This window comes from Streptococcus sp. ACS2, from assembly GCF_000525585.1.
GTDB lineage: Bacteria > Bacillota > Bacilli > Lactobacillales > Streptococcaceae > Streptococcus.
In genome coordinates, this window is sequence record NZ_JALT01000018.1 from 40,456 (window position 1) to 60,806 (window position 20,351).

Annotated in this window: 19 protein-coding genes and 1 pseudogene; 16 read left to right on the forward strand and 4 right to left on the reverse strand. The window is 42.4% G+C overall.

What is annotated here, in order from left to right; all coding sequences use genetic code 11:
- Positions 1–106 precede the first annotated feature (106 nt).
- The 12 genes from HMPREF1517_RS02880 to HMPREF1517_RS02935 all read left to right on the forward strand — a co-directional run bounded on the left by HMPREF1517_RS02880 (position 107) and on the right by HMPREF1517_RS02935 (position 11,657).
- Entirely contained in the window at positions 107–1,270 is a 1,164-nt protein-coding gene (locus tag HMPREF1517_RS02880) for a class I SAM-dependent rRNA methyltransferase (RefSeq protein WP_037599259.1), read from the forward strand.
- Positions 1,267–1,944, forward strand: coding sequence for a type I 3-dehydroquinate dehydratase (gene aroD, locus HMPREF1517_RS02885; protein WP_037599260.1), 678 nt, complete (start codon positions 1,267–1,269; stop codon positions 1,942–1,944). Before HMPREF1517_RS02880 ends, aroD begins: the two co-directional genes overlap by 4 nt.
- Complete coding sequence (locus HMPREF1517_RS02890) at positions 1,934–2,791, forward strand: shikimate dehydrogenase (RefSeq protein WP_037599261.1); 858 nt, start codon at positions 1,934–1,936, stop codon at positions 2,789–2,791. The genes aroD and HMPREF1517_RS02890 overlap by 11 nt, the downstream gene beginning before the upstream one ends.
- Positions 2,792–2,803: 12 nt before the next feature.
- The gene (aroB, locus tag HMPREF1517_RS02895; RefSeq protein WP_003094132.1) at positions 2,804–3,871 is read left to right on the forward strand and encodes a 3-dehydroquinate synthase; all 1,068 of its coding nucleotides are present in this window, start codon (positions 2,804–2,806) and stop codon (positions 3,869–3,871) included.
- Complete coding sequence (gene aroC, locus HMPREF1517_RS02900) at positions 3,872–5,038, forward strand: chorismate synthase (RefSeq protein WP_037599262.1); 1,167 nt, start codon at positions 3,872–3,874, stop codon at positions 5,036–5,038.
- 29 nt (positions 5,039–5,067) lie between these two features.
- Positions 5,068–6,174 (forward strand): prephenate dehydrogenase, encoded by a 1,107-nt coding sequence (locus HMPREF1517_RS02905; protein WP_037599264.1) that lies wholly within the window; start codon positions 5,068–5,070, stop codon positions 6,172–6,174.
- Positions 6,175–6,183: 9 nt separating this feature from the next.
- On the forward strand, positions 6,184–6,522 hold the full coding sequence (locus tag HMPREF1517_RS02910) for a YlbF/YmcA family competence regulator (RefSeq protein WP_037599265.1): 339 nt from the start codon (positions 6,184–6,186) through the stop codon (positions 6,520–6,522).
- Positions 6,523–6,610: 88 nt separating this feature from the next.
- Positions 6,611–7,561 carry an L-lactate dehydrogenase gene (locus HMPREF1517_RS02915; RefSeq protein ID WP_037599266.1) on the forward strand — a complete coding sequence of 317 codons (951 nt, stop codon included), beginning with the start codon at positions 6,611–6,613 and terminating at the stop codon, positions 7,559–7,561.
- Between the two features lie 80 nt (positions 7,562–7,641).
- Positions 7,642–8,925 carry a 3-phosphoshikimate 1-carboxyvinyltransferase gene (gene aroA, locus HMPREF1517_RS02920; RefSeq protein WP_037599268.1) on the forward strand — a complete coding sequence of 428 codons (1,284 nt, stop codon included), beginning with the start codon at positions 7,642–7,644 and terminating at the stop codon, positions 8,923–8,925.
- Positions 8,918–9,409, forward strand: a complete 492-nt coding sequence (locus HMPREF1517_RS02925) for a shikimate kinase (protein WP_037599269.1) — start codon at positions 8,918–8,920, stop codon at positions 9,407–9,409. The genes aroA and HMPREF1517_RS02925 overlap by 8 nt, the downstream gene beginning before the upstream one ends.
- Complete coding sequence (pheA, locus tag HMPREF1517_RS02930; RefSeq protein ID WP_002890467.1) at positions 9,400–10,224, forward strand: prephenate dehydratase; 825 nt, start codon at positions 9,400–9,402, stop codon at positions 10,222–10,224. Before HMPREF1517_RS02925 ends, pheA begins: the two co-directional genes overlap by 10 nt.
- 11 nt (positions 10,225–10,235) lie before the next feature.
- Positions 10,236–11,657 carry an LCP family protein gene (locus tag HMPREF1517_RS02935; RefSeq protein ID WP_037599270.1) on the forward strand — a complete coding sequence of 474 codons (1,422 nt, stop codon included), beginning with the start codon at positions 10,236–10,238 and terminating at the stop codon, positions 11,655–11,657.
- Between the two features lie 14 nt (positions 11,658–11,671).
- Here the strand turns inward: HMPREF1517_RS02935 and HMPREF1517_RS02940 are convergent, their stop codons facing one another.
- From HMPREF1517_RS02940 to HMPREF1517_RS02950, 3 genes are read right to left on the reverse strand one after another with little or no spacing between them, the layout of a single operon-like run.
- Positions 11,672–12,610, reverse strand: coding sequence for an ethanolamine utilization protein EutJ (locus tag HMPREF1517_RS02940; RefSeq protein WP_037599271.1), 939 nt, complete (start codon positions 12,608–12,610; stop codon positions 11,672–11,674).
- 16 nt (positions 12,611–12,626) lie between these two features.
- Positions 12,627–13,691 carry an acyl-CoA dehydrogenase family protein gene (locus HMPREF1517_RS02945; RefSeq protein ID WP_004182902.1) on the reverse strand — a complete coding sequence of 355 codons (1,065 nt, stop codon included), beginning with the start codon at positions 13,689–13,691 and terminating at the stop codon, positions 12,627–12,629.
- A gap of 46 nt (positions 13,692–13,737) precedes the next feature.
- Positions 13,738–14,286: a carboxymuconolactone decarboxylase family protein gene (locus HMPREF1517_RS02950; RefSeq protein ID WP_002885920.1), complete on the reverse strand. Its 549-nt coding sequence runs from the start codon at positions 14,284–14,286 to the stop codon at positions 13,738–13,740.
- 213 nt (positions 14,287–14,499) lie between these two features.
- Here HMPREF1517_RS02950 and rlmD point away from each other — a divergent pair, with 213 nt between their 5' ends.
- The 4 genes and pseudogenes from rlmD (at position 14,500) to HMPREF1517_RS02970 (ending at position 19,738) form a co-directional block, all read left to right on the forward strand.
- Positions 14,500–15,855, forward strand: coding sequence for a 23S rRNA (uracil(1939)-C(5))-methyltransferase RlmD (rlmD, locus tag HMPREF1517_RS02955; protein ID WP_037599272.1), 1,356 nt, complete (start codon positions 14,500–14,502; stop codon positions 15,853–15,855).
- 601 nt (positions 15,856–16,456) lie between these two features.
- A pseudogene (locus HMPREF1517_RS10615) lies at positions 16,457–17,290 on the forward strand (ZIP family metal transporter).
- Positions 17,291–17,304: 14 nt separating this feature from the next.
- Entirely contained in the window at positions 17,305–17,667 is a 363-nt protein-coding gene (locus HMPREF1517_RS02965) for an ArsR/SmtB family transcription factor (RefSeq protein WP_002890511.1), read from the forward strand.
- On the forward strand, positions 17,651–19,738 hold the full coding sequence (locus HMPREF1517_RS02970; protein WP_037599273.1) for a heavy metal translocating P-type ATPase: 2,088 nt from the start codon (positions 17,651–17,653) through the stop codon (positions 19,736–19,738). The genes HMPREF1517_RS02965 and HMPREF1517_RS02970 overlap by 17 nt, the downstream gene beginning before the upstream one ends.
- A 420-nt stretch (positions 19,739–20,158) precedes the next feature.
- Here the strand turns inward: HMPREF1517_RS02970 and HMPREF1517_RS10620 are convergent.
- Positions 20,159–20,351, reverse strand: a 193-nt coding sequence (locus HMPREF1517_RS10620; protein WP_232219555.1) for a hypothetical protein, incomplete at its 5' end; no start/stop codon positions are given.

Consider the following 20,351-nt stretch of genomic DNA (forward strand, 5'->3'; position numbering starts at 1 on the left):
GACTCTCAAAAATTTACTGCCATTGAGTGTGATATTCCTTGACATATAATTGATAAAATCTAGTCACGAAACAGAAATAATAGCATTTTTTTGGTATAATAGTAACATGAGCATATTGACGGTAAGTCCCTTTGCGGAGAAAAAAATCAAACAAGGAAAACAGCTTCTTTTAGCTGAAGATTTTCCAAATATAACTGAAAATAATCAGTTGGTTTATCTGTATAGCCAATCCAAAGACTTTTTAGGAACGGGCTATTTGTCAAGTCAAAATAAGGGGATAGGATGGTTTCTGTCCCCTAAAAAACAACAATTGACAGTGACTTATTTTCAAGGCCTTTTTGAAAGGGCTAAGTCCAAACGTCAATCCTATTATGATAATGAGTTGACGACAGCTTTTCGTCTTTTCAACCAAGATGGTGACGATTTTGGTGGTCTCACAATTGATTTATATGGGGATTATGCCCTCTTTTCATGGTACAATGCCTTTGTTTATTCCTTGAAAAATGATATTGTAGAGGCTTTCCAAATGGTCTTTCCTGAGGTCTTGGGAGGCTATGAGAAAATCCGCTTCAAGGGTCTTGATTTCGAATCAGACCATCTTTTTGGGCAAGAGGCGGCTGATACCTTCACCATTTTAGAAAATGGGGTAACTTATGAAGTTTTCCTCAATGATGGGCTAATGACGGGGATTTTCCTTGATCAGCATGAAGTGCGTGATGGTTTAGTTAATGGCTTAGCTTTGGGGAAATCAGTTTTGAATATGTTCTCCTATACGGCAGCTTTTTCAGTTGCTGCGGCTATGGGTGGAGCGGTTGAAACGACATCAGTTGATTTGGCTAAGCGTTCACGTGAATTATCGACGGCTCATTTTGAAGCTAATGGTTTCAGTATGGAAAATCATCGCTTGGTCGTGATGGATGTCTTCGATTATTTCAAATATGCAAAGAAAAAAGGCTTATCTTATGACCTTATCGTCATCGATCCGCCAAGCTTTGCTCGAAATAAGAAACGCACTTTCTCAGCAAATAAGGATTACCACAAGTTAATTGCACAAAGTCTTGATATTTTATCAGAGCATGGGACAATCATCGCAAGTACCAATGCTGCTAATATGACAGTGCAACAGTTTAAGAAACAACTACGTAAGGGCTTGGGAGATGTTTCAGCGGACTTCGTTAACCTGCAACAATTACCAGCGGATTTTACCGTCAATCCTAATGATCCAACATCAAATTATTTGAAAGTATACACAATAAAGGTAAATAAATGAAAATTGTAGTTCCGATTATGCCAACTAGTTTAGAGGAGGCACAAGCGCTTGAACTGTCTCGTTTTGAGGGGACAGACATTATTGAATGGCGTGCAGATTTTTTAGATAAGGATAGTATCTTAACGGTTGCTCCGGCTATTTTCGAGAAATTCGCAGGCTTTGAGATTGTCTTTACCATCCGTACAACGCGTGAAGGTGGTAGGCTTGAGTTAACGGATGCGGAATATGTCGCACTGATTAAGGATGTAGCTGCGATTTATTCGCCAGATTATATTGATTTTGAGTATTTCACACGTAAGGCTGTCTTTGATCAAATGCTCGAATTTTCAAACTTGGTTTTGTCTTATCATAACTTTGAGGAGACACCTGAAAACCTCATGGAACTTTTGTCTGAGATGGCAAACTTGACACCACGAGTGGTTAAGGTGGCAGTTATGCCTAAGAATGAGCAGGATGTTCTCGACCTTATGAACTTCACACGTGGCTTTAAGGCCTTTAATCCTGAGCAGGAGTTTGTGACCATGTCAATGGGTAAACTAGGTCGTTTGTCACGTTTTGCGGGCGACTTGATAGGGTCATCATGGACCTTTGCCAGTCTTGATAATGCCAGTGCTCCAGGACAAATTAGTTTAGCAGATATGCGCAGAATCAGGGAGGTTTTGGATGCAGATTGATGGACACACACGCCTAGCAGCTGTTGTCGCCAATCCAATCAAGCATTCGATTTCGCCATTCATTCATAATTCGGCCTTTGAGAAGACACAAGTTAATGGTGTTTATGTGGCCTGGGAGATTCCGGAATCAGACCTAGCCGAGACAGTTAAAAATATTAGACGTTACGACATGTTCGGTATCAATTTGTCCATGCCATATAAGGAAGCAGTCATTCCTTTTTTGGATGAGATTAGTCCTGCAGCTCAACTGATTGGTGCTGTCAATACAGTTGTTAATCGTGATGGGCGTTTGACTGGTCATAATACGGACGGTTTTGGCTTTTTTGCTAGTCTAAAGAACTTTAGCCCTAAAGATGCCCATCTGATGATTTTGGGTGCTGGTGGTGCGGCTAAAGCTATTGTGACGCAGGCAGTTCTTGATGGTGCCAAAAAAGTAAGTGTCTATGTTCGTCCTCAGTCATTGGATAAGGCAAAAGAGAGCTTTAAGTCCTTACTTGAACAGACAACTTGTCACTTGGAGTTTCATGCTTTAAATGATCTTAAGTATTTTAAAGAGGAACTAGGCCAGGCTGATTTATTGGTGAATGCGACGAGTGTAGGTATGTATGGCGCATCCTTGCCTATTCCTACAGATACAAAATTTCCTAAGGGACTCTTGGTTGCTGATATCATTTATCAGCCTTTTGAAACACCTTTCTTGGCCTTAGCTAGGAAACAGGGAATAGAGGCTGTGAATGGACTTGGCATGTTGCTTCATCAAGCAGCAGGTGCCTTTAAATTGTGGACAGGCAAGGACATGCCAACAGACGCCATTTGGCAGGAATTAGAAAATATTTACAATAGCTAGGAGGGGACGACGATGAAACTAGAGGTAAATTTAACACATAACCCTTATGACATTATTATTGAAAAAGGAGCCCTTAAGACTGTCGGTCAATGGGTGAAGTCACTTTGGGAACCACAAAAGATTGCCCTTATTACAGACAACCATGTGGGTGGCTTATACGCTGAAAGAGTTAAGCTTAGCTTGGAGCACGAAGGTTTTGAGGTTGTCGTTTTTGATTTTCTAGAAGGTGAAGCGAGTAAAAATCTAAAAACTGTTAACAAGGCTTATGAGTTTTTGATTAAGAATGGCATGACTCGTAGTGATGGTATTCTTGCTCTTGGTGGCGGTGTTGTTGGTGACTTGGCAGGCTTTGTTGCTTCAACTTATATGCGTGGCATTCACTTCGTTCAGGTTCCAACTAGTCTCACTGCCCAAGTGGATTCATCTATTGGCGGTAAGACGGGTGTGAACACACCATTTGCTAAAAATATCGTGGGAACTTTTGCTCAGCCTGATGGGGTTTTGATTGACCCTAATGTCCTTGAGTCACTTGGTAAACGTGAATTGATCGAAGGTATGGGTGAGGTTGTCAAATACGGTTTGATTGACGATCCTGAACTTTGGCACCTCCTTGAAAGCATTGATGGTTCGGTTCACAGTATCCTAGAAAACTCAGAAACCATTATTTACCGTTCATGTAATGTGAAGCGTAAAATTGTGGTCGAAGATGAGTTTGAAGGTGGTGTCCGTATGTACCTAAACTTTGGTCATACGATTGGGCATGCCGTTGAACAAACAGCTGGTTACGGTAAAGTCATGCACGGTGAAGCGGTAGCTATCGGAATGGTTCAGATTTCACGAGTTGCTGAGGAAAAAGGTCTGATGCCTAAGGGGATCACACGTCAAATCGCTGAGATGTGTGTCAAATTTGGCTTGCCAGTAGACTATGAGCCATGGCGTGTTGAGGAGCTCTATACAGCCCTCACACATGATAAAAAAGCTCGTGGCAATAGCATTAAGACAGTTATCGTTCCAGAGATTGGTAAGGCAGCTATCAATCAGATTCCTTTAGTTGAAATGAAAGAGTACTTGGAGAAATAAATGAGATATTTAACAGCAGGTGAGTCTCATGGCCCACGTTTAACAGCAATTATTGAAGGTGTTCCAGCTGGTCTTCCCTTGACGGCTGAAGATATCAATGCTGATTTGAAACGCCGCCAAGGTGGTTATGGTCGTGGTGGCCGTATGAAAATTGAGTCTGATAAAGTTGAAATCACTTCTGGTGTTCGTCATGGGAAAACAACAGGGGCTCCGATTACCCTTCATGTTATCAATAAGGACCATCAAAAATGGTTGGACATCATGGCTGTGGAAGACATTGAAGACCGTTTGAAAACCAAACGTAAAATCACTCACCCACGTCCAGGACATGCTGACTTGGTTGGTGGAATGAAATACCGTTTCGATGATTTGCGTAATTCCTTGGAGCGTTCTAGTGCGCGTGAAACAACTATGCGTGTGGCAGTAGGTGCTGTCGCTAAACGTATCTTGGCTGAGCTCGATATTGAAATTGCTAACCATGTTGTTGTCTTTGGTGGTAAGGAAATTGATGTGCCTGAGAATTTAACGGTAGCTCAAATCAAGGAATTGGCTCAACAATCAGAAATTTCAGTTGTTAACCAAGAACGTGAACAAGAGATTAAAGATTACATTGACCAAATCAAAAAAGAGGGAGACACAATCGGTGGTGTCGTTGAAACTATCGTTGGTGGTGTTCCTGTTGGTCTTGGTTCTTATGTGCAATGGGATACAAAACTTGATGCTAAGATTGCTCAAGCAGTTGTATCCATCAATGCCTTCAAGGGTGTGGAATTTGGTCTTGGTTTCAAAGATGGCTACCTCAAGGGCTCTCAAGTGATGGACGAGATTCTCTGGAATGAAGAGGATGGTTATACACGTCGCACTAACAATCTTGGTGGTTTCGAAGGTGGTATGACCAATGGACAACCGATTGTGGTGCGTGGGGTTATGAAACCCATTCCAACCCTTTACAAGCCTTTGATGTCAGTAGATATCGAAACACACGAACCTTACAAGGCAACAGTTGAGCGTTCAGATCCAACGGCCTTGCCGGCAGCAGGTGTTGTTATGGAATCCGTAGTTGCTACAGTCCTAGCTAATGAAATCTTGGACAAATTCTCTTCCGATAACATGGAAGAATTGAAAGAAGCGGTAGCACGTCACCGTGACTATGTGAAAAACTTTTAAGCAACATCAGACAATAGATGGGAGTAGTAATGAGTAAGAAAACAATTTATATCGCAGGATTGGGATTAATTGGTGGTTCCTTGGCTTTAGGGATTAAAAGAGACCACCCTGATTATGAGATTCTTGGATATAATCGCTCTGACTATTCTCGAAATATTGCGCTTGAGCGTGGTATCGTTGACTGTGCAACCAGTGATTTCAAAGAGTTTGCCCCACTTGCTGATGTGATTATCCTTGCAGTGCCAATTAAGCAAACTGTGGCCTACTTGCAGGAATTGGCTGACTTAGATCTCAAAGATAATGTCATCATCACAGACGCAGGGTCTACTAAGTTGGATATCGTTGAGGCAGCTGAACGTTACCTAACAGGTAAAAATGTTCAGTTTGTAGGTTCCCACCCTATGGCTGGTTCCCATAAATCAGGGGCTATAGCAGCTGACGTGACGCTTTTTGAGAACGCCTATTATATTTTCACACCGACAAGTTTGACAAGAGAGACAACTATCCCAGAGCTTAAGGACATCTTGTCTGGGCTTAAGTCACGTTTTGTGGAGATTGATGCGGCTGAACACGACCGTGTAACCAGTCAAATCAGTCATTTTCCACACCTGTTGGCATCAGGTCTTATGGAGCAGGCTGCTGATTATGCTCAGGCTCACGAGATGACTAATCACTTTGCGGCTGGGGGATTCCGAGATATGACCCGTATTGCTGAGAGTGAACCGGGTATGTGGGCTTCCATTCTCATGACTAATGGGCTTGCTGTTTTGGATCGTATTGAAGATTTCAAAAAACGTTTGGACCATGTGGCTGACTTGATTAAGGCTGAGGATGAGAATGCCATTTGGGAGTTCTTTGACAATGGTCGTAAGAAGCGTAAAGAGATGGAAATCCACAAAAAAGGTGGCGTGGAAAGTGCCTTCGATATTTTCGTGGATGTGCCTGACCGTGAGGACGTTATCCTTAGCATTATGGAATTGTTGCGAGGAACGTCTTTGGTTAACCTTCGTATCAATGAAGAAAATCGTGAAGATATTCACGGTATCCTTCAAATTACTTTTAAAAATGAAAAAGATCGTACACATGCTAAGACTGTTATTGAAGCCAATACAGACTATCATGTGGTGATCGCCTAGGAGAATAAAATGACAAATATTTATGATTTAGCAAATGAGTTGGAACGTGGCATTCGTGCCCTTCCTGAGTACAAAACTTTGGTAGAGAAAAAAGAAGCTATCGCAGCTGATGCTGAGGCTAGTGCTCTTTTCAAAGAGTTCACTGATTTCCAAGAGGATTTCTATGCTAAAATGCAAGCTGGTACAATGCCAACAGCAGAAGAACAAGCAGCTGTTCAAGAATTGGGGCAAAAAGTGGAAGCTAATGACCTTTTGAAAGAATACTTGGCTGCACAACAAGGCTTGTCTGTTTATTTGAATGATATTGAACGTATCATCTTCAAACCTTTGCAAGAATTGAATAGCTAATCAGAGAGGGTGTGTCGGTTGACAGGCCCTTTTCTGCATTCAAAAGAGATTCTCTAAGAATGAAGATCAAATATTAAGGAGGAAAATGATGGCTCGTAAAATTGGAATTATTGGTATGGGAAATGTTGGAGCTGCGGTAGCTCATGGAGCTATTGCTCAAGGTTTGGCTGATAGTTATGTCTTTATAGATATCAATGAGAAAAAGGCTGAGGCGGATGCCCAGGATTTTAAAGATGCTATGGCCAATCTGCCTAGCTATGCCAACATCGTGGTTAATGATTATGCAGCACTTGAAGATGCTGATGTGATTATTTCATCCCTTGGAAATATTCAGTTACAGCATAATGCCGGTGAGGACCGTTTTGCTGAATTTCCATTTACCCGAGAAGCTGTTTATCAGGTTTCTCAGGAACTCAAAAAATTGGATTTTAAAGGCATACTCTTGGTTATCTCAAACCCTGTAGATGCCGTATCAGCCCTCTATCAAGAGTTCACAGGTTGGCCAAGAGAACGTGTGATTGGGACAGGGACTCTACTCGATACAGCTAGAATGAAGGCAGCGGTAGGAGATGATTTATCAGTCAATCCAAAATCAGTATCCGGCTACAATCTTGGCGAACATGGGAATTCCCAATTTACAGCCTGGAGTCAAGTCAAGGTCAAAGGTCAAGATATTACAGCATTGACCAGTGAAGAAGAGCGTCAAAATCTTTTTATGGCTTCTATGAAGGGTGGTCACAAGGTCTTTTATGGTAAGGGCTATACTTCATACGGCATTGCCAGTGCGGCTCTTCGTTTAGTGGCCATTATCCTTTCTGATGCTCAAGAAGAAGTGGCGGTATCGAGCTATCAAGAAGCCTATCAGACCTATCTTGGCTATCCAGTTATTTTAGGACGTCAAGGGGTGGTTGCTCCTGTTCACTTGTCTTTGTCGGCTGAGGAAGATCGTCTCTTGGAGGAGTCTGCTAACTTAATTCGGAACCGTGTTCAAGAGGCAGTTGCCTTGCTAAGAGAAAAGTATACTAATACTAGAGAGTGAATATTTTGACAATTCAGTCTATGGTTAGGCTTTTAATTATGGTATAATAAGAGCAACTATAAAATTTTCAGGAGTAACCTATGAAACTAGAAACCAAGGCACAAGGTCTTCATGGCAACTTGCGTATCCCTGGTGACAAGTCAATCAGTCACCGTTCGATTATGTTCGGAAGTCTTGCTAAAGGTGTGACAACTGTTCGTGATATTTTACGAGGTGAGGATGTCCTCTCAACCATGCAGGTCTTTCGTGATCTGGGTGTGACTATCGAGGATGACGGTGATGTGGTTCGCATTCACGGTGTTGGTTTTGATGGTCTCAAGGCTCCTCAAAACAAATTGGACATGGGTAACTCTGGAACATCCATTCGCTTGATTTCAGGTGTGCTCGCTGGTCAAGATTTCGATGTAGAGATGTTTGGGGATGATTCCCTTTCAAAACGCCCTATGGACCGTGTGACCATTCCCTTGCGTCAGATGGGTGTAGAGGTATCAGGTCAGACGGATCGCGATTTGCCACCTTTGAAAATGCATGGTAGCAAGTCTCTTAAACCTATTCATTACCAATTGCCTGTGGCCTCTGCTCAGGTTAAATCTGCCCTTATTTTTGCAGCTCTTCAAGCTGATGGCGAATCTGTTATCATCGAGAAGGAAAAAACACGTAATCATACGGAAGATATGATTCAGCAGTTTGGTGGTCAGCTTCAGGTAGATGGCAAGGAAATTCGTATTTCTGGTGGCCAAACTTTCACTGCTCAAGAAGTTGTGGTTCCAGGTGACATTTCTTCAGCTGCCTTTTGGTTGGTAGCAGGACTTGTGGTACCTAACTCTAAGATTGTCTTGGAAAATGTTGGTATCAATGAGACGCGTACGGGTATCATTGATGTGATCAAAGACATGGGTGGTAAGATTACCCTTTCAGATATTGACCAGGTTGCTAAATCTGCGACCATTACGGTTGAAACTTCAGAACTTAAAGGAACTGAAATTGGTGGAGATATCATTCCACGTTTGATTGATGAACTTCCAATTATCACACTCTTGGCGACACAAGCCCAAGGTGAGACTGTGATTCGTGATGCTGAAGAACTTAAGGTCAAAGAGACTGACCGTATTCAGGTGGTAGCGGATGCCTTGAATGCTATGGGTGCTGATATTGTACCAACTGAGGATGGTATGATTATCACTGGTAAGACGGCTCTTCATGGGGCAGAGGTTAATACCTTGGGTGACCACCGTATTGGTATGATGACAGCTATTGCTGCCCTTTTGGTTCAAGATGGTGAGGTTGACTTGCAACGTGCGGAAGCTATCAATACAAGTTACCCAAGCTTCTTTAGTGATTTGGAAGGATTGCTCCATGGCTAAGGTTTTATTGGGCTTTATGGGAGTTGGTAAGAGTTCCGTTGCCCCATACCTGGATGGTCGTTTCGTGGATATGGATCAGGTCATCGAGGAGAAAATCGGCATGCCCATTGCTGATTTTTTTGCAAAAGAAGGTGAAGCAGCCTTTCGTCAGATTGAGTCTGAGACTTTGGAGGAACTCCTTCAAGAGGGAGATGACGTCATCATCTCTACTGGAGGTGGTGTCGTTGTGACGGAGCGCAATCGTCAGCTCTTGACGAAAAATCGTAAGCATAACGTTTGGCTCCATGCTTCTTTCGATGTGGTCTATGATCGCATTGAAAAGGATACCAAGAATCAGCGCCCACTCTTTCTCAATCATTCCAAAGAGGATTTTAAGGCTATTTATGACGGTCGAATGGCACTCTATCAAGATTTAGCAGATTTGGTTGTCACAGTTGATAACCGAACGCCAGAAGAAGTAGCAAGGTTTATCAAATGTATGTAGGTTATTTGGGCCCTAGTGGGTCGTTTACGCATAATGCAGCCTTAAAGGCTTTTCCTGAGGCAGAATTGGTTTCTCTAGGGACCATTACCGAGGTTATCAAGTCTTATGAAGAGGGACGTGTGGATTATGCGGTCATTCCGGTGGAAAATTCCATTGAGGGCTCTGTTCATGAGAGTTTAGACTATCTCTTCCATCAGGCCGATATTCGTGCTGTGGCAGAGATTGTTCAGCCCATCAAGCAGCAGTTGATGGCGACGAAACATCATGAGAAAATTGAGAAAATCTTCTCACACCCACAGGCTATTGCCCAAGGGAAAAAGTATATTAAACAGCATTTTCCACATGCCAAGATTGAGACAACAGCAAGTACAGCCTTTGCGGCGCGTTTTGTCGCTGATAATCCAGATCAGCCATATGCGGCCATCGCTCCGCATGCAGCTGCTAAGGAATACGGTCTTCAAATCTTGGCTAAGGATATTCAGGAGATTGAAAAGAATTATACCCGCTTTTGGGTGTTGGGGAACACCGTTCCTGAGATTCCGCTCAATCAGATTGATTGCAAATTAACGCTGGCCTTGACCCTGCCTGACAATATGCCAGGGGCACTTTACAAGGCCTTATCGACCTTTGCCTGGCGAGGCATTGACTTGACCAAGATAGAAAGTCGTCCTTTGAAGACGGTACTTGGCGAGTATTTCTTTATTATTGATTGTGATTATACAAAGGAAAAGTTGGCTCAGTTCGCTCTTGAAGAGCTGACTGCAGTTGGAATTGGATATAAAATCTTGGGTGCTTACCAAGTCTATGAAATTTAAAGGGAAATCTTATGACCAAATCTAACAATGGGCCGTTTACGCATCATGAACGGTTACGTTACAGCTATCTTTTAAAAAATCTTGCTCACCTGAATGGACAGCAGGCCTCAGAATTCAATTATCTTCAAGGAAAGTTGGATGCCTATGAAGCTGAGCGGCGGTATCAAGCGCAAAGAGAGGACTATCAAGCAGCATGGCGCCAGCCTTATGACAATCGTTCTGACTACTATCAAGAACGTGATTATGAGTCTGTCAATCAGCTAACTGAGGAAGGTTTGCCTGTCTATCGGGAGGAAGTCGCTCAAAGTAAACCTAAACGTAAAAAGGTTCAAAGACAAGCAACTCCTTCAGCAACGTCGGCTCCAAGGTCCAAGTCGCAAGTAGCCAAGAAGAAGCGACCAAAGAAAAAGAGAAGGCTCAAGAAAGTTGTTAAGCTGGTGCTTAGTTGCTTGAGCCTTGGAGTTGTGTTCCTAGTGATAGCCATGGCCTATCAATTTTACAAGGGGACAGACCTTTCTGCTGCAGGTAATAATGGTAAATCCTACCAGCCTGCCGTAGTTGAGACCTTTAATGGTAAGGATACCAAGGATGGGGTTAATATCCTTATTCTAGGTTCTGACCAGCGAGTTAGCCAAGACTCTACCGATGCCAGAACGGACTCCATCATGGTTGTCAATGTGGGCAATAAAGAAGGTAAGATTAAGATGGTTAGCTTTATGCGAGATACCTTGGTCAATATCAAGGGGGCTTCAGAAACCGACTATTCTCAGGACTTGAAACTTAATACGGCTTTCAATATTGGTGAGCAAAATAATCATCAAGGGGCAGAACTCATGCGTGAGACCCTCAAACGAAACTTTGACATTGATATTAAGTACTATGCCATGGTTGACTTTGAAACCTTTGCGACAGGGGTTGATACCCTCTTTCCAAATGGTGTGGAAATCAATGCGAAGTTTGCGACCATTGATGGTAAAAAAGTGTCTTCAGTTCAAGTTCCAGATGATTTGAAAATGGATAAAAACGGTCACGTGCCAAATCAAACCATAAAAGTTGGTAAGCAAGATATGGATGGCCGCACCCTTCTGAATTACGCCCGTTTCCGTAAGGATGACGAGGGAGATTATGGCCGTACCAAGCGCCAGCAACAAGTGATGCAGGCTGTCATGAAGCAGCTTAAGAATCCACTTAGCCTCTTCAAAGGGCCTGAGGCTTTGGGAAAGGTTTACTCACTGACCTCAACCAATATGAGTATGACGGACATGTTGGACTTGGGACTTTCAAATGCTGGTAGTTTCAAAAAAGGTATTAATTCGCAAACCATTCCTTCAGATGGTGATTGGATTGACAGCTATGATTTGTATGGCGGTCAAGGAATCGAAATTGATTTTGACAGTTACCAGGCAAAATTAAAAGAACTAGGATTTAGATAAGAAAAGAAGCAGGTTCACACTGAACCTGCTTCTTTTTTGGTATGAAGAGCTTGTATAAGCGCCTTGTATAAGAGTTTTAGAAAATGATAGAGCAAATAGGTCATGATAACAAGAACGATGACGAACTCTACCTTATAAACCAATTGGGTAGCTGGATTGGCTAGCTCAAGACTGGTTGTGGCTGCCTTAAAAGCATTGACACTATTGACCAAGGGAAAGCTAAAAGCAGCAAAAAGTGGTATAAAGCCTTTTCTAACCAGTTTTACAAAGAGATTAAGAGCATAGAAAAAGAATACTTGTGAGAATAAAAGTAGGGCAAGTAAAATGATAGTTGCAGGTCTTTGATTACTCTTGATTGAGCTGGTAATGAGAAGGGCCAGAGGTGCTGCTAAAATAGCAAGTATAGGCTGATATAGGTGAGGGATGGCTATCTGTTTCATTCTCCATAAAACAAGTGGAAAGAGGGCTAGAGTCGTTAATCCCGTTACTCCTAGAATAAGTCCCTTGATGCTAGTTGGAACACTAGCTGGTACTGTCACAAGACTGATAGCAGGTCCAACGTAGATCACGAACCAGCTTGGAAAGACTTGGTTCAAAGATAGTGGGCGCATAAAACGCAGACTGAAAAAAATAATATAGGCAATATAAAGTCCAAGGAGCCCAACCCAAGTCACACTTAAGCCTATTTGAGCTAGTGGAAGGCGGCTGGCAAAGAGAAAGGCAGCCATAAAGTAGCTAGCAAAGGCCGAAGCAATGACTGGATTGTGCAAATCTTCCCTTACTTGTTCAAAGCCAAGAATCAAGCGTCCTAGTATAAGCATAAAACCTATACTTGCCAGAAACCAAATGCCCTGAGCAATCAGGGCATAGTGGTTTATTTGATTGGATAAACTAAAGAGGGCAAGAACTAGACTAGATAGGGCCAAGGGAATTTTCTTAAAAAATACCTTCATTGGTCTACCGACCTTTCTAGCTAGCTGCAAGAATGTGACGAAGCTGTACCGCACTCGGAGATACAATTGGAAGGAAGACGCCTTCATTCCAACGACGGATAAAGCTTGACTCTGATTCTTTCAAATAGCCACGACCACCACTAGCCTGAAGTTCGAGGAGCAGGCTGTTGGCTACGACGTCGACAATATCGATACGCAATTGGAAAAGTTCACGTGGTTTTTCAATGAAATAATTAGCATCATTAAGACCCGCAAAGAGTTGGTCTTGAATAGCAAGAAGATTTCCACGTGTTGCTTCAAATTCCTCACGAAGAACGCTACGGTTACTGTTTAGACTAGCTTCAACCTCATCAAGAGAACGTTGTGCCAAACCAAAGGCAAGACCAAACTGGAAGCCAAGGAAGTTCGGACGTGTTTTAGCAATATAGTCTGTACCCTCTTTTGAAAGGACCCAATTAGGATCTAACTTAACGTGATCGAAAGTAAGAGAAGCAGTGTTAGCACCTTGAAGGGAAACGAATTCCAAATCTTCAGAACGGCTAAGGCCCTCAGCTTCAGATGGAATAGTAATAATCCAAGGTTGGCTACCGTCTTTAAAGTCAGCAGCAAAGAGAGCGGCGAATTTATCAGAACGTAGGTTAGTTACCCAAGGCAAACGGCCATCGAGATAGTAGTCATCACCTTCTTGACTGATGGTAACATTCAATTCTTCAATATCTGACAAGAATTTGACCGCATTTGACAAGCCAGTTCCACCAGCACGCTCACCGGTATACAATTCTTTCAACCATGTTTCACGAGGGTAAGCATTGTCGCTAGCTAGGATATACTCGATGAAAGTACGGTGTCCCCAAGAAATAAAGGAAGCTGTCAAAGAATGTTGTGCCAATTCATTAAGCACATCAACAACTTGAGTAGGACCACCACCTAGGCCATCAAACTCAGCAGGTACGCCGATCTTAAAGACGTCGTTTTCAGCAATTTTTTCAAGAAGTTGGTCCGCAATTGGTCCAGACTCTTGGTCAATATGGTCAGCGTTGGTGTCCAACCAAGTAAGGAATTCTTTTGAAAAATGTGACATAGGCTTAGGTCCTCCTCTAGTTTATCTTTATCAGTTTATCTTTGCATTAAGCGAATTCTTGAAGTTCAGGGTTAATTGGTGTTTGTGCGAGATTGTTAGCGTAGTTACACAAGCTTGCAAGGCTGACACCCAAGATAACGTCAAGGGCATTTTGTGCAGTGTAGCCAGCTTCCAAGAAGTCATTGTAGGCTTCGTCACCAACAGCACCTTTGGTATTGATCACAGCAATAGTGAATTTAGCAAGGGTATCAAGTTTTGGATCATCTTCGATTGGTGTACGGTTACGAAGGGCTTCCAAAAGTTGAGGTGTCATTTGGATTTGCTTGATTGAAAAGGCTGTGTGACCTGCCACACAGAAGGCACATCCGTTAGTAACAGCAGCTGTAATTTGAACAACCTCACGTTCAGTTGGTGTCAATGAATTGCGACGGTTGATTTCACCGACAGTACGGTAAGTTTCAAGCGCAGTTGGCGCATTAGCAAGGAGACCAATCAAGTTTGGAATGTATCCCCCATTGGCATCTTTGACTGTTTGAAGGACGTCTTTGACTTCTTCCGGTGCAGTTTCGATTGTATGAATGGTAATATCTGGCATGATTATTCTCCTTTATATAGAAACGACATCTAGCCAAGCGGCTGAGTCGTTTAATTTTTTGTCATGGACCTATGATAGCACTGTATGACTTTTCTGAAAAATCTATATTATTTATGGCCAGCCATAAATTTGATTTATATGTGCTATAATGGAGGGTAGTAAAAGGCTTTGGAAGATATGCTTAAGCCCTATAAGAGTAAAGAAAGTTGAATTATGTTAAATAAAAACGCTATTGTAGAAGTTGAAATTGTCGATTTGACACATGAAGGAGCAGGCGTTGCCAAGGTGGATGGCTTTGTCTTTTTCGTGGATAATGCCCTTCCAGGCGAAATCATCAAGATGCGAGTGCTTAAGCTCAAGAAAAATATCGGCTTTGGTAAGGTTGAGGAGTATGTGACCCTTTCACCAAACCGCAATCAGGACATTGATGCAACCTATCTACGTTCAGGAATTGCTGATTTTGGCCATATGACCTACGAGGAGCAGCTCAAGTTCAAGCGTAAACAAGTTGTGGACAACCTCTATAAGACAGCAGGTATCTCAGACGTAGAGGTCGCTCAAACATTGGGGATGGAGACGCCTTACGCCTACCGTAATAAGGCGCAAGTGCCCGTTCGCCGTGTTAAAGGTCAGCTTGAAACAGGTTTCTACCGCAAGAATTCTCACGACTTGATTCCAATTGAAGATTTCCTCATCCAAGACAAGGAAATTGATAAACTCATTGTCTTTGTCCGTGATCTTCTTCGCCGCTATGACCTCAAACCTTATGATGAGAAGGAGCAGACAGGGTTAATTCGTCATTTGGTGGTTCGTCGTGGCCACTATTCAGGTCAGATGATGCTGGTCTTTGTAACGACTAGACCAAAAATTTTCCGTATTGACCAAGTCATTGCTAAGATTACGGAAGCCTTCCCAAATGTTGTTTCTATCATCCAAAACATCAACGATAAGAACACTAACGCCATCTTTGGCAAGGAGTTCCGCACCCTTTATGGTCAAGACACCATCACAGACAGTATGTTGGGTAATGACTATGAGATTTCTGCCCAGTCTTTCTATCAGGTTAACACCGAGATGGCTGAAAAACTCTATCAAACAGCCATTGACTTCTCAGACCTAAACAGCGACAGTATTGTTATTGATGCCTATTCAGGTATCGGGACAATCGGTTTGTCATTCGCCAAACAGGTCAAGGAAGTCTATGGCGTTGAAGTCATTGAAACAGCCGTCGAAGATGCTAAGAAAAATGCAGAACGCAACGGCATTACTAACGCCAACTATGTGGCTGACTCAGCTGAAAATGCCATGGCCAAGTGGAGCAAGGATGGCATCAGACCAGATGTTATCATTGTGGATCCACCACGCAAGGGCTTGACAGAAAGCTTCATCAAAGCCAGTGTTGCCATGCAACCTGAAAAGATTACCTATGTCTCATGTAACCCAGCAACAATGGCGCGTGATATCAAACTCTACCAAGAATTGGGATATGAATTGAAGAAAGTACAACCGGTTGATTTATTTCCGCAAACGCACCACGTGGAGTGTGTAGCTTTGCTCGTAAAAGCCTAGAACCTTTGAACGAAAGGGATAATGAAAAGCCTTGATTGCAAGGCTTTTTGCTTTATGGTGGGGAAGTATTAGAGTAAGTAATTTTTGGAGTGAGTGGAAGTGATAGTTAGGAATTCTCAAATTCTATTTCCATTTACACTGTGGGTACGTTTTTATTTCCATTGACAAGGAGTTTGAGGGAATAGAAACGTACCCACCTATATGAAAAAATCACGAAAGGTTTGATCTATGGAAATCAGTAGAAATTAGGTGATACAATAACACGTTATAAAAACCTTGAAATCAGTATGTTTCAAGGTTTTAAGTACTCTTACGGATAGCATTGGGAACATCTAACTTTCTTGAGGAGTAAAGTTTGTTTCTCAATATAGTAATCGTTAAATTGTGTCGAAGCGTTATATGATATGATAATTCCAAATAGTCCTTTGGGCTTTTTATGGCATTGTGATATTCTCTAAGAACACGAGATTGCTTCAATAATTTACAAAGTTATGGGGATTTCTCATAGCTTTTTTACTTTCTTCCTTGACAATTGAGCGAGTGTTCAACTATAATGATAATAGTTGAGTGGTTGTTCAACTGAATCATCGATTATTGAGGTATGAGATGTAATTTTTCTTCTCTATCACCAGTAATGCAAGCTTTATTAGCTGGCTTATTCAACTGGTTTTGTACCCTTATCGGTGCTAGTTTGGTCTTTTTTGTCAAAACCATTCATCAAAAATTCATGGATATGATGATGGGCTTGGCAGCGGGCATTATGACGGCAGTGGCAGTCTGGCCTTTGCTTGTCCCTTCTTTGGACTATAGCCAGTCAATAGCTACGAACAGATTTTACTGGTTGACGACGGCTGTTGGTTCTATTGTCGGGGGCTTATTTATCCGCTTTATTAATTATTTGGTTCCCGACCTACATTTGAATCATCAGATGAGTGATAAGGAAGGGATTTTGAATCCCAAAAGACCCTTATCAAAGACCATGCTGCTTTATCTGGCGGTAGTGTTTCATAATATACCAGAGGGCTTAGCAGTTGGTGTGGCATTTGCTAGTGTGGCAAATCTCGCAACTAGACTTTCCTTTACGTGAATGAGTGCCCTTGGATTGGCCTTGGGAATTGGCATCCAAAATATTCGAGAAGGCTCTGCCTTGTCCTTGCCACTACGGGTAGAAGGGCGAAGTAGGAAATCAGCTTTCTACTATGGCGCCATGTCAGCGATTGTTGAGTCGATTGCAGCTGTTTTAGGGGCCTATGCTGTTATGTCTATGACCCAGCTACTACCTTATGCTCTCTTATTTGCGGCGGGAGCCATGATTTATGTTGCAGTGGAAGAACTTGTGCCAGGTGCTCAAGAGCACAAGAATACCGATATTGCGACAGGTGGGGTTATGGCCGGATTTCTAATCATGATGTTACTTGATACAACTTTAGTATAGGAGGAATAGAAAATATGTCACAGTGTTTAACAGCTTGTAATCCAGATTTAATTCAAGGGGTCCATGAGACGGAGTTTGATACCGTTACATTGCTAAATATGTCCAATTTTTTTAAGGCGATTTCTGACCCAACTCGTTTGCGGATTTTACAAGCAGTACGGCAAAATCCAATTTGTGTCGGAGACTTAGCGATTGCGTTACAGATGACCAAGTCTGCTATTTCTCACCAACTACGCTATCTGCGGGACTGCCAATTGGTCAAGGGGGAGAAAAAAGGAAGGATGACCTATTATGAACTTGCGGACGATCATGTCGCAGCAGTCTTGTCTTTGACACTGAAACATTTGAAAGAGGAAAAACATGAAGAAAGAGTATGAACTTCGAGGAATTGACTGTGGCAATTGTGCTGCTAAGATTGAACGTGCTGTCAATCAATTGGAGCAGGTAGAATCTGCCACTGTCAATCTGATAGCTCAAAAGCTGATTTTGGAAACAAAAAGCGAAGATGGGATAGATAAGGAAATTATTGACTTGGTGGATGCTATTGAACCTGGAATCGAAGTTATCAGTGAGAAAAAGGAAGAGGCACTTCCAGAAAAACGAGATTGGGCGAAAGAGCTGCTACTTGCTGTTATGATTCTATTTGCCTTCGGCTTTTTCCTGCCAGAGGAGTATTTCTGGATTCGTCTGGTCTATTATCTGACCCTATATATCATTATCGGCCATAAGGTTCTTATCAAGATGGTTCAAAATATTCAACGTGGTAATCTTTTTGATGAAAACTTTTTGATGAGTATCGCGACCTTAGGAGCCTTTCTCTTGGGAGAATTTCCAGAGGCAGTAGCCGTCATGCTTTTTTATCAGATTGGGGAGTATTTCCAAGATAAGGCCACCTCTCAATCTCGTCAGTCCATTGCACGATTGATGGATATTCGGTCGGATAAGGCTTGGAGACTAGAGGGGGGAGAAACCGTTCAAGTAGACCCTGAAACAGTAAGGGTTGCGGACCATATTTTAGTTAAGCCTGGGGAGAAGGTGCCCCTAGATGGTCTGGTCAGAGAAGGTCGTTCTATTCTGGATACGTCAGCCTTGACAGGAGAATCACTGCCTAGGGAAATTGGCGTTGGTGAGGACATTACAAGTGGTGTGATCAATTTGACTAGTCCATTGGTAATTGAAGTGAGTAAGACTTTTTCGCAATCAACGGTCAACAAAATTTTGGAATTAGTTGAAAATGCAAGCAATAAAAAAGCGGAGACGGAACGGATGATCACACGTTTTTCGCGTGTGTATACACCAGTGGTTGTCGGAATCGCTTTTCTGCTTGCAAGCCTGCCTCCCTTGCTTGGTTTAGGGGAGTGGTCGACTTGGCTTTATCGGGCACTTACCTTTTTAGTCATTTCTTGCCCTTGTGCTCTTGCGGTTTCGGTACCAATGAGTTTCTTTGGCGGGCTAGGGGGAGCATCTAAATTAGGTGTCTTAGTGAAAGGTGGGAATTATTTAGAGGCTCTTGCCAAGTTGGATACGGTCGTATTTGATAAGACGGGGACAATTACAAAAGGTATCTTTGCGGTGGATACCGTTGTCAACGCAGAAGGTGTCGAGGATGATATTCTGTACCTCGCTGCCCATCTGGAAAGCTATTCCAATCATCCAATCGCAAACTCTATTCGAACAGCCTATGGACAGGAAGTGGACGAGAATAGGGTGAGTCAGATTACCGAGCTACCAGGGCAGGGCATGTCCGGTAGGGTAGATGGCAGACAGCTCTATCTTGGGAATGCTAGATTAATGGAAGTTCAAGGGATTGCTTATCCAGCTATTGACAGCACAGGAACAGTTCTCTATTTGGCAGAGGACAGTCATTTTCTAGGCTATTTCCTTATCACAGACCAAGTGAAGGAGACGAGCATCGAGGCCTTGAAGGATTTACAGGCAGTCGGAATTAAAAAGACGGTTCTCCTTTCAGGCGATCGTCAGGCAGTGGTTGATGAATTTGCACAGCAATTTGCCTTTAATGATGCATTTGGAGATTGCTTGCCTCAGGATAAGGTGAGTACATTTGAGGAAATTCTGACTCAGTCTCAGCAGGCTGTTGCCTTTGTTGGAGATGGGGTGAATGATGCACCGGTTCTTGCTAGGGCAGATGTTGGTATTGCTATGGGAGGGCTAGGTTCGGACGCAGCCATTGAATCAGCAGATGTTGTACTGATGGATGATGACCTTGGAAAACTTCCTCAAGTCATTCGACTGGCAAAAAAGACAGTCAGAATAGCCCAACAAAACATGACCTTGGCTATTGTAGTTAAACTAATTTTCTTGGTTCTAAGTGGATTGGGAATTTCTAATATGTGGGAGGCCATCTTTGCAGATGTTGGTGTAACGCTACTGGCAGTATGGAATGCATTGAGGACCTTGAGGATAGATACCTCCACTTTGTCAAAGTAAGTGAACAAACAGAGCGATATACAAGTTTTTGTATAATCGCTTTTTTAAACTATGATATGGGCTTTAACGATTTTAACCTAAATCTAGTAACCGTTGAACGTGCATCAATAGAACACACTATGACCATCAACAAGAACTACGTTACTTTCATTAAGGGTATTTTCTGGTAAATTTCAAAAATAAAACCTTGATTTTGCGCCATTTCTTTTTTTCCTTCCCGAAGGCGCGGGAGTAACCCCCTTTTGTTGAGAATTTATACCTTTTTAAATGAAAATAATACAAGTAGGACACTTCTAAAAGTGATCTACTTTTTTTAAATATTTTCATTCTACAGTTTAATTTTAAACAACAACTCACTCATTTTTGTTATATAATATAGATGTTGACTAACTCCACATGTTGAGGCGGTAAGTTTGCTAGTCAAGGAGTAAAACGACGAAGATTAGCATTTACTTCCGCCCATGCGATAGCTGTCCGTGATTGACAAGTGCTAGCACGCAGACAGAACGGAGATAGCGAACCGCTGAGTGTGTCGCTCTGCTCGTAAAAGCTTAGAAACCTTTGAACGAAAGGGATAATGAAAAGCCTTGATTGCAAGGCTTTTTGCTTTGGG